Raw genomic sequence first — 14180 nt, 5'->3', positions numbered from 1 at the left:
CAGCAGCCTCCGTCGTTGGTGAGCAGGTGGAGCACCGCCACACGCGTATTCGAGGTCATGCCACGCAGACTGCGGCGCCGACGTTACCCGGCCGCATCACGACTGTTTCCCGGGAGGAACGCTGCCCTCAGCGGGAGCGGGGAGGCTTTGTGAGGGGGCTGGAGGCCCTCACCGGCTGCCGGTGAGGTGCGCGAAGACGACCACGTTCCCCTGGTAGCCGGTGGTCTTCGAGTAGCCGCCGCCACAGGTGATCACCCGCAGCTCGGGGCGCTTGGCGGCGCCGTACACCTTCTCGTCGGGGAAGTCGCGCGCCTGGTAGACCTCGACGGCGTCGACCGTGAACACCGCGACGCCGCCGTCCTTGCGGTCCACCTCGACGGTGGCGCCGCGCTTGAGCGCGCCGAGGTCGTAGAAGACGGCGGGACCCTCGGTGTTGTCGACGTGCCCGGCGACGATCGCGGTGCCCGGCTCGCCGGGAGCGGTGCCGGCCTCGTACCAGCCGGCGAGGTTCTTGTTCGAGGCCGGCGGCACGTCGAGGCTGCCGGACTTCGTCAGGCCGAGGCCCATCAGGGGCGCGTTCACCCGGATCCCGGGGATCCGGATGCGCGTGGGCGGGGAGGGCGGCAGCGCGGGTGCCGTGAGCCGCTCCTCGGCCGCCTCCGGGCGGCCCTCGGCGGCGGACGGCTGGGGCGGGGCGTGCGTGCCCGCCGTACCGCCGAGCAGCCACACGCCCGAGCCGAGGGCGACGACGGTGACCGCGGCTATCGCGGTGTCCCCGATCCTGCGCATAGGAAACCCCTCTCCGGAACAGGTCCCCTACCCCCTCCGGGCCGCGAGGGGCGTCGGACCCGGAGGGGGTGGGACATGCGGTACCGGCGGACGGACAGCGGAGGGTGTCCGTCAGATCCCGTCGCCTCTCGCCCGGCGATGCAGGAGCCAGGTACCGCCCGCGGCGGCGACGGCCAGAGCCGACACACCCGCCGCGGTCTGCACGGGGTCGCGGCCGAGCGCGCCGCCGACCCCCGTCTTCACACTTCCGCGCGGCTGCACCTGCTCGTGCGCCGCCATCAGCGTCACCATGAGGTCGCCTGCCACCTGCCGGTCGCCCTCGGCGCACTTCGCGACGATCTCGTACGTCCCCGGCTGCGCGCTCGGCGGCACCCGGAACTGGCCGATCGCGTCGCCCTCGTGCGCGCTGGGCGCAAGCGTGAACGTTCCGGCACCCACCGCTCCGGCGTCGCCCAGCGCCGAGCCCGCGCCGCACGCCTTCGTGTTCACCGTGACCTGACCGCCCGGCGTCACCGTGGACGGATACACCTCCAGGCTGCCGGCGGCGTCGCCGAACGCGGGCGCGGCGGCCAGCCCCGCCGTCGCGACGGCGAGCGCGGTACCGGTCAGCAGACGGGCGGTGCGTCGCATGGTGCTCCCTCGACATGCCAGGGATCACGGCCCGCGGCACCCCCATGTGCCGCCGAGTCGGTCGCGCCCCTGCCCTTCCGAGGTAAGTGGCACTCGCGCCCGGCCGCTTCCCGAGGAGCCGCCGGCTGTGGGATGAACGGGTGTCGCCGGCACCGGCCGTACGGGTCGTCGGCGCCGTGTTCCGGCAGGTCATGGGGCGTACGCGGGACCGCGTCAGCCTCACGCTCGCGGATTCACCCGAACGGGACGGCGGTGGCCGCCATGAAGACCGGGGCGCGGAGCATGCATCCCCCGGAGAGCGGACGAAGGGAGCGCGCATGGGCGTGGACAGGGTTTATTTCACCGTCGGGGACACGGTCACCCCGTACGACATCGACGCGGACGCGGCCGACACCGCCGGGCAGTGGCAGCTCGGCACGGCGTGGAGCGGCCTGCCGCCCGGCTGGGAGGAGGGCGTCGACGCGGCCGTCGACCTCGGGCGGCAGCACCTGTACGTCTTCCGGGGCACCGAGTACGTCCGTATCCCCTTCGCCACCCAGACCGTCGACGACGGCTACCCGCTGCCCATCGCGGGCAACTGGCCCGGACTGTCCTTCGACACCGTCGACGCGGCGATGAACTGGGGCGACGGCAAGATCTACTTCTTCAGCGGCGGCGAGTACGTCCGCTACGACATCGCCGCCGACCAGCAGGACCCCGGCTATCCCAAGGCCGTCGCCGCGGGCTGGACGGGGGTGGCCGCCGACTGGGTGGGCGACGGCCTCGACGGGGCGCTGAACCCGGGCAACGGGCGGGCGTACCTCTTCAGGGGCACGGAGTACGTCGGCATCGACTGGCACAAGAAGCGCCAGGATGACGGCTACCCGCTCACCGTCGCCGACCAGTGGCCGGGCCTGACCGGCCCCTTCGACGCGGTCTGGTCGAATGCCGCCACAGCGCCGGTGGAGCGCTCGGCGACGGCGGCCGAGTTCCGCGCTCGATACGGGGAGTACGCCGACGCCGGGCAGGCGGCCACGGGCGTGCCCGCGCTGGTGACGCTCGGCCAGGCCGCGCTGGAGTCGGGCTGGGGCGCGCACGCGCCCGGCAACAACTTCTTCGGCATCAAGGCCAGGGCCGGCGACCCGCCCGAGACCCGTCAGCTGCTGCGCACCACGGAGGTGCTCGACCGGCCCGACGCGGTGTTCCCCGAGGTCATCTCGGTGACCCAGCGGGCCGACGGGAAGTACGTCTACGTCGTCCGCGACTGGTTCCGCGTCTACGCCTCGCCCGCCGACGCCTTCACCGCGCACGGCAACTTCCTGCGCAGCAACAGCCGGTACGCCCCCGCCTTCGAGCACACCGACGACGCGTACGCCTTCGCGCGCGCCGTCGCGGACGCCGGATACGCGACGGCGACGGACTACTACGAGGCACTGGCGAGGGTGATGCGCATCATCGAGGCCAGTGACTGAAGACCCGCAAAGTTCCCCAAGTGCCGTTATTGCTCGGGTAATTCACTTATCCGGGTGAAGCACTCCAGCCGGTCGTATGGGTGTCCGGCGACTCGGGCAGGACGGTCGCATGGGGTATCAACTGGGGGATCTCGGGCGGACGTTCCGCGATCAGATGTACAACGTGCTCACGGGGGGCGACGGAAGCGTGCCCCCCTCCACATCCAGCTTCATCACCTGGTGCATGCCGGGACTGCCCTACCAGGAGGCGGACTTCGCGTTCGCCGCGCAGGGCATCGGCACCGGCGCCACCGCGGCCGAGGACAAGCTGCTGCTCCAGCAGGCGTTCAACTTCGCCTCGCTGATCGACTTCATCCCGGACGTGACGTCGGCGTACTCGACGGGACGCCAGGAGGGGGTGTGGCGCAACGCGAGCGGGGCGCGGCTGAGCGAGATCTACGGCCAGATCCTCAAGTTCTCGAAGGTGATCGACGACCAGCTCACCGACGACCAGAAGAAGCTGGAGCGCTTCCGCGGACTGCTGCGGGTGACCCGCACGGTGAAGGACATCGTCACCGAACAGGAGAAGCAGGTCACCGAGGACAGCCCCATGCTCAAGGCCTACAAGGCCGGCATGCAGGCGTACGTGGCCGCCGCGCTGGCGTACAACAACAAGCGCATCGCCGCCCAGGCCGCCATCGGCGAGGCCGGCAAGCAGGCGGTCGCGGACTGGGCGAGCAACGCGCAGCTGTACGCGCTCCAGGTGGCCGCCGCTGCGGACGACTGGACCTCCAGCGGCTATCGCAACGAGGTCGAGGAGATCAACGCCTACATCGACCAGACCACCGAGAAGTCGATGCTGCTGTGGAAGCGCAACCTGGAGCGGTACTACGAGGAGGCGCTCACCAGCGCCCTCGGACCGGGCCAGTCCTTCTACTACACAAGCGTCGTGCCCGGTGACTTCGCCACCTCCGCCGGCTGGACCAACTACTCCATGTACCACCAGATGGTGGACTCCCACAGCCACTACGAGACCACGTCCTGGTCGGCGGGCGGCGGCCTCAACTGGGGCCTGTGGAGCGCGAGCGCGGGCGTCTCCTCGACCTCCACCGACTACAGCGAGAACTTTCAGCTCGAAGACTTCTCGATGTCCTTCGACATGACCCAGGTGCAGGTCGTCCGCCCCTGGTTCTACCCGGAGTTCCTGGAGAACCGCGGCTGGGACCTGCGCAAGGGTGAGGGCTGGAACTACGACGACATGCCCTCGGACGGCGGCACCCCGCCCCAGGGCCGCTTCATCGGCTACCCGCTCCAGGCGCTGTTCGTCAAGAACCTCACCATCCGCTCCGCCTCGCTCGCCCAGGCCTTCCAGCACCACGCGAGCTCCGTGTCCGTGTCGGCGAGCGTCGGCTGGGGCCCCTTCACGATCAACGGCAGCTACAGCCACTCCGAGTCCGACCAGCACTTCCACTCGGAGAACGACGGCGCCACCATCCGGGTCCCCGGCATGCAGATCATCGGCTTCGTCAACCACCTGCTCGGCAAGACGCCCAACCTCCTCGACGGCATCGACCCCGACCAGCTGGTCTGACCCGAAGGCGCGCACATGGTCAACACCGAGGCGGCGTCCTCCGTCGACGCCTCCGCCCTGCTGGGCCTCGCGACCCGTATGCAGCAACTGCTCACCGACGCCGACCACCTGGTCGCCGTACCGGCCACACCGCTGGCGTACCGCGACGCCGAGTTCCGCTTCGACGGGCCGCTGGACGCCGTCCGGGCGGGCGCCCACGCCGAGTTCTCCGAACTGGTCAACCGGGTGCCCACCCAGCCCGTCTGGTCGCCGCCGGGCACGCCGCACCTGTGGGACGTCTACGGCGAGGTGCTGGCCGCGGACCTCGCGCACAGCAGCCTCACCCCACAGGAGCGGCAGCGCTACGACGCCGCGTCGGCCTACCTCTACGTGACGGACGCGAGCGGCACCCCGTCCCCGTCCCGGGCCCTGCTCGACTACCGCGCCGCCCGCCAGGCCTGGCTCCAGGCCGACACCGACTACCACCAGGGCGAACAGACCGCAAGCATGTCGCCCGACCCCGCCGTCCGCGACCACTGGGCGCACGTCGACGAGCCCCGGCTGCGGCAGATCCGGGACGACGCGATGGAGGCGTGGCAGACGGGCGGCCACAAGGCCCAGGTCGAGGACGCGCTCAGGGAGACCTCGGAGCTGGCGTCGAAGGCACCATCCAGCATCTGGAAACGCCACCGCGACACCTTCAACCCGAACCTCCCCGACCAGTTCTCGACGGCCCCGAACGGCATCCGCTACGCGCCGACGTACTACTCACCGGCCGGCGCCCTGGACATGCCCTGGTCCCGGGTGGTGCTGCCCCGCCAGACCCTGCTGACCCTGGCCGAGCAGGCGCCGCCGGAACTCATGGCGGCCCTGGGCGGCGGCATCGACCCGACGGTGCAGTCCCTGGCCTTCGACTACCGCGTGGTCTCCGTCGTCCGCCCGTGGCTGGATCCGCCGATGGAACTCTTCGGCTCCCGCGCGTGGCAGCTGTCGCCCTCGGTGACGCCGCTGAGCGACGGCGGCAGCCCGCCGCACGGCCGCTGCCCGGCGTACGTCGAGTCCGTGGCCCTGGCCCGCAACCTCGACCTCACCCGCCTGGTCACCGACACGGTCGTGGCCAGCCAGGGCGACACCGCGCTGAAGGGCACCTGGACCTTCGACTTCGACACCGGCGAGCAGGGCGGCGACATGTTCTACGCCGACGTCTGGTGGGAGTGGATGACCCAGTCGTCCGCGCAGCTGGTGCCGAACGGCCGGGCGAGCATCGTCAACCTGGGCGTGCGGGACTTCGGCTCGCTCACGGTGGACCAGCTGGCCGCGTTCACCTACGGCAAGAGCCCCGTCCCCGGCAATCCCGACGGCTCCAACCAGCTCGTCGACGGCGACGTCTTCGCGGTGGCCACCAGCGAGGGCAACTTCGCCAAGGTCCTGGTCGTCAAGTACGGCTACAACATGCTGATCCGCTGGGTCACCTACCGCTGGACGTCCCCGCGCGAGGAGCACGCCGTCACCGGCCCGGACGACGTCTTCCTCGCCGCGTTCGTCTGCCGGCGACTGCCGCGGTGCCCGGATCCGGACCCGGGGCTGACCTGGTGACGGCGCCCCGGGCACTGCGCGGCCTCCTGCTCCTGGGCAGGGATCCCGTGTACGCCGTCCACCTCCCGATGTTCGGCCCGCCCTACGACTTCCAGGCGATCCTGCGCGTGACCCTGAGCACGCCCGCGTACGACTCCGCCCGCTCCCGCTTCGGCACGTCCGCGGTGTTCACGGCCCGCCCCGAGACGGAGGTGCTCCTCAAGGACCTCGAACCGGGGGCGGAATTCCCCGGGGAGCTGTACTTCGGCCGCTTCGACAGGGACGGCGACTCCCTGGGGCCGCTGTCGGTGCGGGTCAGTCACCTGCTCCACGCCCGGCCCCTCGACGCGCCCGACACCGACCCGCCCGACAGCGGGCTCACCGGCGCCGACCCGACCGACCCGGCCTACGTCGTCTTCGGTGACGAGGACCGGCTGTTCCTGACCCGCCGGCTCACCGTACCGCCGGACTTCGACCAGACGCTGACGGCACTGGCCGTGGACGGCGAGGTGCGGGAGGGGTGGACCGTGATCCTCCCCGGCCGCCGGGACGACCTCATGAGCCGCCCGAGACCGGGCGAGCAGATCACGACGGCCGACGGAACCCAGCTCCAGATCCTGGCCGAGGTCTACCTGGAGACGGACGACCTCGCCCGGTGAGAAAGTCCCCGAGTCCTAGGTCCTGTCGTCGAACTCGCGTCGCGGGGCAGACGCGAGTTTGACGACAGGGCCTAGTCCGGCAGCCGCAGCGCCAGCCCGTCCAGGACGATCTCCAGCGCGTAGGCGAACTTGTCGTCGCGGAGCTTGACGGGGTCCGCGGTCCTGACGGCGGCGTCGCGGTAGGAGTCGGCGAGGTGGTCGTGGTCGGCCGCGGCCTGCTGGGCGGCGGGCAGCAGCCGGTCGATGAACTCGGCCTCCGTCTCGCCGGAGCGGGCGACCGTGCTGAGCCAGGCGGCCTCCGTGGTGCTCATGCCGATCGTGTACGACAGCACCGCGTCGATCGCGCCGCTGGGGTCCGGAAAGCCGATCGCGATGAACAGCGAGGCGAGCCGCTCGGAGAAGGCCATGAGGTTGGGGCCCAGGTAGGCGAGCCCGGCCTGGCCGAGGACCGAGGACAGCCAGGGGTGACGCAGGGCCGTCGCCCGGAAGGAGTGCGCGGCCTCGGTGACGGCGGCGCGCCAGTCCGGGCTGTCGGACGGCGGCACGTGGATCTCGGCGGCGACCGCGTCCACGGCCAGCTCCATCAGCTCGTCCTTGGTGGCGACGTGCCGGTAGAGGGAGGTCGCGCCGGCGTTCAGCCGGGCGCCGAGCTTGCGCATGCTGAGCGCCTCGATGCCCTCGGCGTCCAGCATGGTGATCGCCTCACGGACGATCACGTCCCGGCTCAGCGCGGGCTGGTCGGGCTCGCGCTGCGGCCTGGCCCAGACGGAGGGGATCGGGTTCGGCTTGCTCTTGGCGGCGGCCATGACGCGCTCCTGTCGGCTTCTTCGGGCGTACGTACATGCCTCGGTGCGTACGTCGTACGCAACCAGCGTACAGCGATCGTGGGTTGCGCACACCGTTCCGCTATGCGTACAGTGTTCGCATCGCAAGGAACGGTGTTCGCGCCACGGGAACAGTGTGCGCACTCTGGTTGAGTCGAAAGGAAGACCCCGATGGAAACCCGCAATCCGCGTCGCTGGTGGATTCTGGTCGTGCTGTGCCTGAGCACGCTGGTCCTGGTGATCGACAGCATGGCCCTCACCGTCGCGGTGCCCTCGATGACCGAGGACCTCGGGGCGAGCGCGCAGGACACCCAGTGGATCCTCGACTCCTACATCCTGGTCTTCGCCGGCCTGCTGCTGACCTCCGGCAGCCTCGGTGACCGCTTCGGCCGCCGCAAGGTGATGCTGATCGGTCTGCTGCTGTTCGGGGCGGCGTCACTGGCCGCGACCGTCTGCACGAATCCCGGCGAGGTGATAGCCGTACGCGTGGCGATGGGTGTGGGTGGAGCCCTGATCATGCCCTCCACCCTGTCGATCCTCATCACCGTCTTCGACGAGGAGGAGCGCGGCAAGGCGATGGCGGCGTGGAGCTCGGTGTCGATGCTCGGCCTGGTCGGCAGCCCGGTCCTCGGCGGTGTCCTGATCGACCACTTCTCCTGGCACTCGATCTTCTTCCTCAACGTCCCGGTCGTCGTGCTGGCCGTCGTCGCGGGTCTGACCCTGATGCCGGAGTCCAAGGCGCCGTGGCAGAAGGCGGACCCGCTGGGCGCGGTGCTTTCCGCGGCCGGCATGACCGCCCTGGTCTGGTGGATCATCGAGATTCCGCAGCACGGCGCGTTCGAGGGCCGCTCGCTGGTCTCCCTGGGGATCGCGGTCCTCACCCTCGCGGGCTTCGTGGTTTGGGAGAACGTGACCTCCTTCCCGATGGTCCCGCTGGTCCTCTTCAAGCACCGCAACTTCAGCGGCGGTTCGCTCTCCCTCGCGCTGGTCCAGATCGGCAACGGCGGTCTGCTGCTGGTCCTCACCCAGTACCTGCAGTTCGTCCTCGGCTACTCGCCGGTGAAGGCGGGCCTGGCCTTCCTGCCGCTGGCCGTCGCCGCGCTGATCGGCAACACCGTGGGCGTCAAGCTGGCCGCGCTGATCGGCAACCGCTTCGTGATCCTCTCCGGCATGCTGACCATGGTCGGCTGCTTCGCCCTGCTGACCACGGTCGGCGCCGACACCGGCTTCACCGTCCCGGCCATCGCCCTCGGCCTGCTCGGCCTGCTCGGCCTGGGTGCGGGCCTGGCGATGCCGGCCGCGGTGGGCGCGCTGATGGCCACCATCCCGGCGGACAAGGCGGGCGTCGGCTCGGCCCTGAACGACACCGTCCAGCAGGCCGGTACGGCCCTCGGCATCGCGATCCTCGGCTCGCTGCTCACCAGCGGCTTCGCCGCCGAGATGCCCGCCGACGCCCCCGAGCAGGCCAAGCAGTCCATCGCCGGCGCGCTGGCGGTGGCCCACGGCGACGCGGGACTGGTCCACGCGGCTCGCGAGGCCTTCACCTCCTCGATGTCCACCACCTTCACCCTGAGCGCGATCGGCGTCCTGGCCGCCGCCCTCCTGTCCACCCTGGTGATGCGCGACACCGAGCCGCAGCAGCCGCAGGAGACCCCGGCGACGGAGCCGGAGCCCGAGCCGGTCGCCTGACCGGAACATCACCCGAGAGGGCCGGTCCGGTGCCTGAACAGGCACCGGCCCTCTCGGGCGAGCCGTCAGCCGGCGGCCGTCCACCCCGGGAGCGTGGGCAGTACCTTCTCCGCGACGCGGAGCAGTGCCGCGTCGTCGGGTATGACGGAGTCCTGGCGCCAGATGGCCATCTCGAAGGAGCCGCCGCCGTCCTTCGCGTCCGGTGCGACCAGGAGGCTGCGGGCGATGCCGCCGGGGCCGGTGTCCACCTTGCCGCCGCCGAGGTTGAAGCTGAGGGCGATGGTCCGGTCCGAGTAGAGGACCGCCGGGTGGCCGAGGACCGTCTTCGTCTCCGCGTCGCCCAGCAGGTCGGCCGTCCCGGCGACGGGGAGATCGTCGTAGGACCGCGAGAGCTTCACGGAGTAGGTCGTGAGCGTGACGGTCGCTTCGGGGGTGGCGATCTCGGTGCCGCTCGCGAGCTTGAGCGAGCTCTGGCTGCCGTCGGCGGTCACCGCGTGCTCCCGAGGCGTTCCGAGGAGCGTCGGCAGGTCGGCGCGGTTCAGCGCCGTGCACAGCTCTGCCCCGGAAACGCGTTTCGACGGCTTGTCCTTCTTGTCTGCCGAGCAGGTGGCCGGCTCGTCGGCGCTGTGCGCGGAGGCCTTCTGAAACGCCAACAGCCCACCCCCGAGGGCTGAGATCATCACCGCCGCCGCGATGGCCTGAGCCCACGCGTTCGGGCTCTTCTCGGATGCGGCGACTGCTTCGGCCATGACGTCATTACCGTTCCTAGAGACTGAGCGGGAGTGAGTCCTGTTGCCAGAACTCATGCTCAGCCGAACGCCCCGAGCGGTGTTGGGCGTTCTGGTCTCCCGTGTTCGCTCCGCGTCCGGCGCAGACGGATCGTGTCCGTGGTCCGGGGATGCGGGGGCGGGTTCCCTCACGCCCGGGGGTACCCAGTCGGGCCTGGGCGGTCCGATGCCCGGCACCATCGCTCTGGTGGTGCCGGGGCGGTGCCGTCCGTCGCCGGATCGGGTGTCCCTGGGCGCGCCGTCCGATCGCCACGGCCGCTGCGTCGTGGCGGGTGGTCTTCCTGGTGTTGCTGGTGAGCGGGGTCTGCCAGTGCTGGGCGCCCCACTTGGAGGTGTAGGCCGGGTCGACCGCGATGATCGCGATGCCGGTGTGGTCGGCCATGGAGGTCAGCCGGGCGCGCAGGCGGCCGGTGGGCATGCCGGAGATCAGCTGCCGGAACCGCTTCTTGCGGCCGTGTTTCTCGCGGGTCTTCTCCGCAGCGAAGTCGAGGTCTTCAACCACGATCGCCTTCACGCCGCAGGTGCGGGCCCAGTGGAGCAGGCGGGTGAGGGCGTGGCGGACCTGGGCGTCGCGGTGCTGGGCGGTGCCGGTCAGGTCGTAGAAGAAGCGGCGCGGGTTGCCGACCGGGTTGCCGTGAGTGTCGAGGCGCCAGGCGGCGAGGTGGTCGGCGTTGGTGTCCACGCCGATCACACCGTGGGCCAGGGCCGCCTGCAGCGGGATCGTCCTGGCGGGCGGGATCTGCCAGGAGGCGGTCAGGTACCAGCGGGCACGCGATACGTCGTAATGGATGCGGTAGGCGATGGCGCGGTTGGCCTCGACACGGTCGGCCCACTCGGCGCCCCGGTGCCGGAACTGCACGCGGCCCGCGAGGATGTAGCGGCCGTGCGGGGCGTTCGCGTGCTCGGCGAGCGGGGCGGGCAGCTTGATCGAGACCTCGCCGTCCGGAGTGACGCGGAGGGTCTCGTTGCCGTACCGCTTTCCAGACTCGCCATCGGCAGCGAGCAACCAGCGCTCGGCCTCCCACCGCGCACGCCATGCGGCTTCGGTCAGCCCCGCAGCCTCCAGGTTGTGGCGGGTGCGGGCGAGCCGCTTGCCACCGCGCACGACGTGCACGCGCCCGGCCTCGCGGTCGGCCAGCTCCCGCTCCAGCCGGTCGTTGAGAACATGCAGGCGGCGGGTCTTGGCGAACCACTCCTGCTTGCTGCGGTAGCCGCCCGGTACCTTCTTGGTGCCCTTCTCCCCCACGGGGAGGGACAGCCGACGAGCGATGGTGCGCACCCCGGCCTGAAGGCACTGGATGTGGGCGAACTGGCCGCGGCGGGCGAGTGCCCACTGATCGTGCGTGGCCTTCGTGATACTCCCGGCCCAGCGGGACGACGACCGGGCAGTCAGCTCCCGCTTGCGCAGCGCCCAGGTGTCGGCGCAGTGCTCCAGCCCGTCCCGGCAGCGCACGGCGAGATCACGAGAGGCCAGCGACCCCAGATGCCCGCCGACCAGGCGCAGCACGTTCTCATCGGCGGGCGTCAGCCCCTTCAGCCGCGTACGGATCGCCACACCCGACGGGCCGAGCGCGACGAACGGCGCCACCACCTCCCGCAGCCGACTCACCCGCTCGCCCCCCGTGCCCGAAACCCTCGCCACCCCGCCCAACGAACATCACACACAACAGTCACGCATTCGACAAAGGAACTACCGTTCCCCGTCGCACGGAGTCCGGGACCCGTCCCACCGCCCGGCAGTCAGCAACGCCTCCGGGCCCCACTCCGCATCGACTCGGAAACCACGCACTAACCCCCGCTCACTCAAGCGCGCTATCACTCATGACAGAGCCAGCTGTTCCAACCCCCGGTCTCCCCTGATCGCGCCGGGGGAGCCTGATGGGTGATCGATTCACGGGGAAGCGAGATTCCGCACCGTGCGCGCGGGCCGCCCCGGTTCCGGAAGGGACGGCCCGCGTGTCACTCGAAGGCGCTTGCGGGAGCGGTCAGTTCACGTTGACCGCGCTCCACGCCGCCGCCACCGCGTTGTACTCCGTGCTGCCCGCGCCGTAGAGGTCCTTGGCCGCGTTCAGGGTGGCCGTGCGGGCGGCCTTGTAGTTCGTCGAGGACGTCATGTAGACCGTCAGCGCCCGGTACCAGATCTTGCCGAGCTTGTCCCGGCCGATGCCGGTCACCGTCGAGCCGTTGTACGTGGGGGAGTCGTAGCTGACGCCGTTGATGGTCTTCGCGCCGCTGCCCTCCGCGAGGAGGTAGGCGAAGTGGTTGGCGACGCCGGACGAGTAGTGGACGTCGAGGTTGCCGACCGAACTGCTCCAATAGTCCGCCGAGTTGCCGTCCTTGGACGGCTTGTCCATGAAGCGCAGCGCGGCCTTGCCGAAGCCGGGACGGACGATCTTCTCGCCGATCAGGTAGTCGCCCTGGTCCGAGGAGTTGCCCGCGTACCACTCGACGAGCGTGCCCATGATGTCGGAGGTGGCCTCGTTCAGACCGCCGGACTCGCCCGAGTACGTCAGCGCCGCCGTCTTGGACGTCACGCCGTGCGACATCTCGTGGCCGGCGACGTCCAGCGCCACCAGCGGCCCGAAGATCGAGCCGTCACCGTCGCCGTACGTCATGCAGAAGCAACTGTCGTCCCAGAAGGCGTTGTTGTAGTTGTTGCCGTAGTGGACGCGGTTGTACGAGCCCTTGCCGTCGCCGGCGATGCCGTTGCGGCCGTGGACGTTCTTGTAGTAGTCCCAGGTCTCGTTCGTGCCGTACTGGGCGTCCACCGCGGCCGAGGCGCGGTCGGCGGTCGTGCCCGTGCCCCAGTGGTTGTCCGCGTCCGTGAACAGGGTTGCGGGGGCGCGGATGAAGCAGATGCCGAAGATGCACAGGTCGGTCTTGTTGGCCGCGTCGCCGGTGTACGTGTTCCCGCGCGTCGGGTCCTTCAGCTGGTACGTCGAGCCGGAGAGGGTCGTCTCCAGCGGCACGGTCCCGCCGTAGAGGGACTTGCCGTCGCCGCCCGCCGTCTCGATGCTGTCCCAGGCGTCGATCTGCGCGCCGGTGCGGGCGTCCGTCAGGACGGTGCGGGCGACCGGGTTGCCGAGGGAGTCCTTGGCCACCGCGTTGGTGCGCCAGGCCAGCTTCGGCGCGCCGTGCAGGGCGTCGACGACCAGCTCCGGCTTGGCCTTCAGGCTCCTCAGCTTCTCGCCGAGGTTCGCGGCGCGCAGCGCGTTCGCCGCGAGGTCGGCGGCCTTCGGGGCCGACAGCTTCGGGGTGACGGAGGGGAGCGAGATCAGGCCGCGCGTGGCGCGGTCGGCGCTGCGGTAGCTGCCGTTCGGGGCCAGGTGGACGACGAAGTCGCCGCCCAGCACGGGGAGTTGCCGGTAGGTGCGGTTGTAGCGGACGTGCTGGGTGCCGTCCTTGTCGACGATCACGTCCCGGACCGCGGTGTCCTGGGCGGTGGTGAGGCCCAGGCTCGTGGCGTGCTGCACGAGCGCGGACGCCGCGTTCTCGATCGCGGTGGCCCGGTTCGGTCTGCCGTCGGCGTGGGCGGCGGGGGAGAGCGCGGCGGCCAGCAGGGTCGCTGTGGTGGCGGCTATGCCGGCCGTGGCGAGACGGGATCCTCGGATGTGCCGTGTCCGACTCATCGGTCTCCTTGGGGAGGCGCCTCGAAGGCGTGGGGGTGGCGCAGATGTCGACTGAGATTTAAAGGGGCATGACATGGCATGTCCATAGCGCCTTCAAGGAGATGTGTGTGGGTAGGGAGGGGGTACAGAATCGTTTCCGTGACCCTTCCGTTCTTCGTCTACGGCACCCTTCGCCCTGGTGAGGGCAATCACGACGTCTTCCTGCGCGGCCGCACACTGGCCGAGGAACCGGCCCGGCTCGCGGGAGCGGCCCTGTACGACGGGCCCGGATATCCGTACGTCGTGGAGGAACCGGACGGCGTCGTGTCCGGCGAACTGGTCACGCCGCTGCCGGAGGAGTACGAGCAACTGCTCTCCGCGCTCGACCGGTTGGAGGAGTACGCGCCCGGGGACGCGCGGAACCTGTACGAGCGGGTGGCGAAGCCGGTCGTCCGGGGAGCCGACGGACGGACGGTACGCGCCTGGGTGTACGTCGCCGCGCCTCCCGTCGCCGCCCGCCTGCGCGCGGGGGGCACGCGGATCGAGAGCGGCGACTGGCTCACCCGGAGCTAGGTCTGGGCGAGCCGCCCCGTCGTCCCATCGCCCCCGTGGGGTCGG

12 protein-coding genes are annotated in these 14180 nt (G+C 70.7%); 6 read left to right on the top strand and 6 right to left on the bottom strand.

The genetic code is table 11. From position 1 onward, the window contains the following. Positions 1–168: 168 nt before the first annotated feature. Positions 169–789: a class F sortase gene (locus tag ACWGKT_RS35495; protein ID WP_235452211.1), complete on the bottom strand. Its 621-nt coding sequence runs from the start codon at positions 787–789 to the stop codon at positions 169–171. 111 nt (positions 790–900) lie between these two features. Continuing rightward, positions 901–1419, bottom strand: a complete 519-nt coding sequence (locus ACWGKT_RS35490; protein ID WP_356150563.1) for a hypothetical protein — start codon at positions 1417–1419, stop codon at positions 901–903. Between the two features lie 317 nt (positions 1420–1736). Between ACWGKT_RS35490 and ACWGKT_RS35485 the strand changes: the two genes are divergently transcribed. From ACWGKT_RS35485 to ACWGKT_RS35470, 4 genes are all read left to right on the top strand, one after another. Then, positions 1737–2870, top strand: coding sequence for a hemopexin repeat-containing protein (locus tag ACWGKT_RS35485; RefSeq protein WP_453276884.1), 1134 nt, complete (start codon positions 1737–1739; stop codon positions 2868–2870). 109 nt (positions 2871–2979) lie between these two features. Beyond that, positions 2980–4440 carry a hypothetical protein gene (locus ACWGKT_RS35480; protein WP_453276883.1) on the top strand — a complete coding sequence of 487 codons (1461 nt, stop codon included), beginning with the start codon at positions 2980–2982 and terminating at the stop codon, positions 4438–4440. A gap of 15 nt (positions 4441–4455) precedes the next feature. Next, positions 4456–6015, top strand: coding sequence for a hypothetical protein (locus ACWGKT_RS35475; RefSeq protein ID WP_453276882.1), 1560 nt, complete (start codon positions 4456–4458; stop codon positions 6013–6015). Beyond that, a complete protein-coding gene (locus ACWGKT_RS35470; RefSeq protein WP_453276881.1) occupies positions 6012–6653 on the top strand; it encodes a hypothetical protein in 642 nt (213 codons plus the stop codon). The genes ACWGKT_RS35475 and ACWGKT_RS35470 overlap by 4 nt, the downstream gene beginning before the upstream one ends. 71 nt (positions 6654–6724) lie before the next feature. Here ACWGKT_RS35470 and ACWGKT_RS35465 read toward each other — a convergent pair whose 3' ends face one another. Beyond that, positions 6725–7459 carry a TetR/AcrR family transcriptional regulator C-terminal domain-containing protein gene (locus ACWGKT_RS35465; RefSeq protein ID WP_453276880.1) on the bottom strand — a complete coding sequence of 245 codons (735 nt, stop codon included), beginning with the start codon at positions 7457–7459 and terminating at the stop codon, positions 6725–6727. 189 nt (positions 7460–7648) lie between these two features. Here ACWGKT_RS35465 and ACWGKT_RS35460 point away from each other — a divergent pair, with 189 nt between their 5' ends. Next, positions 7649–9166: an MFS transporter gene (locus ACWGKT_RS35460; protein WP_453276879.1), complete on the top strand. Its 1518-nt coding sequence runs from the start codon at positions 7649–7651 to the stop codon at positions 9164–9166. A 65-nt stretch (positions 9167–9231) separates the two neighbouring features. Here ACWGKT_RS35460 and ACWGKT_RS35455 read toward each other — a convergent pair whose 3' ends face one another. From ACWGKT_RS35455 to ACWGKT_RS35445, 3 genes are all read right to left on the bottom strand, one after another. Next, positions 9232–9915 carry a DUF6215 domain-containing protein gene (locus tag ACWGKT_RS35455; RefSeq protein WP_453276878.1) on the bottom strand — a complete coding sequence of 228 codons (684 nt, stop codon included), beginning with the start codon at positions 9913–9915 and terminating at the stop codon, positions 9232–9234. 16 nt (positions 9916–9931) lie between these two features. Beyond that, complete coding sequence (locus tag ACWGKT_RS35450) at positions 9932–11563, bottom strand: IS200/IS605 family accessory protein TnpB-related protein (protein ID WP_453276877.1); 1632 nt, start codon at positions 11561–11563, stop codon at positions 9932–9934. 376 nt (positions 11564–11939) lie between these two features. Further along, positions 11940–13583 (bottom strand): M4 family metallopeptidase, encoded by a 1644-nt coding sequence (locus ACWGKT_RS35445; RefSeq protein WP_356158222.1) that lies wholly within the window; start codon positions 13581–13583, stop codon positions 11940–11942. Positions 13584–13721: 138 nt separating this feature from the next. Between ACWGKT_RS35445 and ACWGKT_RS35440 the strand changes: the two genes are divergently transcribed. Then, positions 13722–14135 carry a gamma-glutamylcyclotransferase family protein gene (locus tag ACWGKT_RS35440; protein ID WP_453276876.1) on the top strand — a complete coding sequence of 138 codons (414 nt, stop codon included), beginning with the start codon at positions 13722–13724 and terminating at the stop codon, positions 14133–14135. The last annotated feature ends 45 nt before the right edge of the window (positions 14136–14180 follow it).

The sequence above is a fragment of the Streptomyces sp. NPDC054794 genome (genome assembly GCF_053611585.1).
Note: the sequence above shows the minus strand (reverse complement) of the source record. Positions and strands in the feature narration are given on the sequence as shown.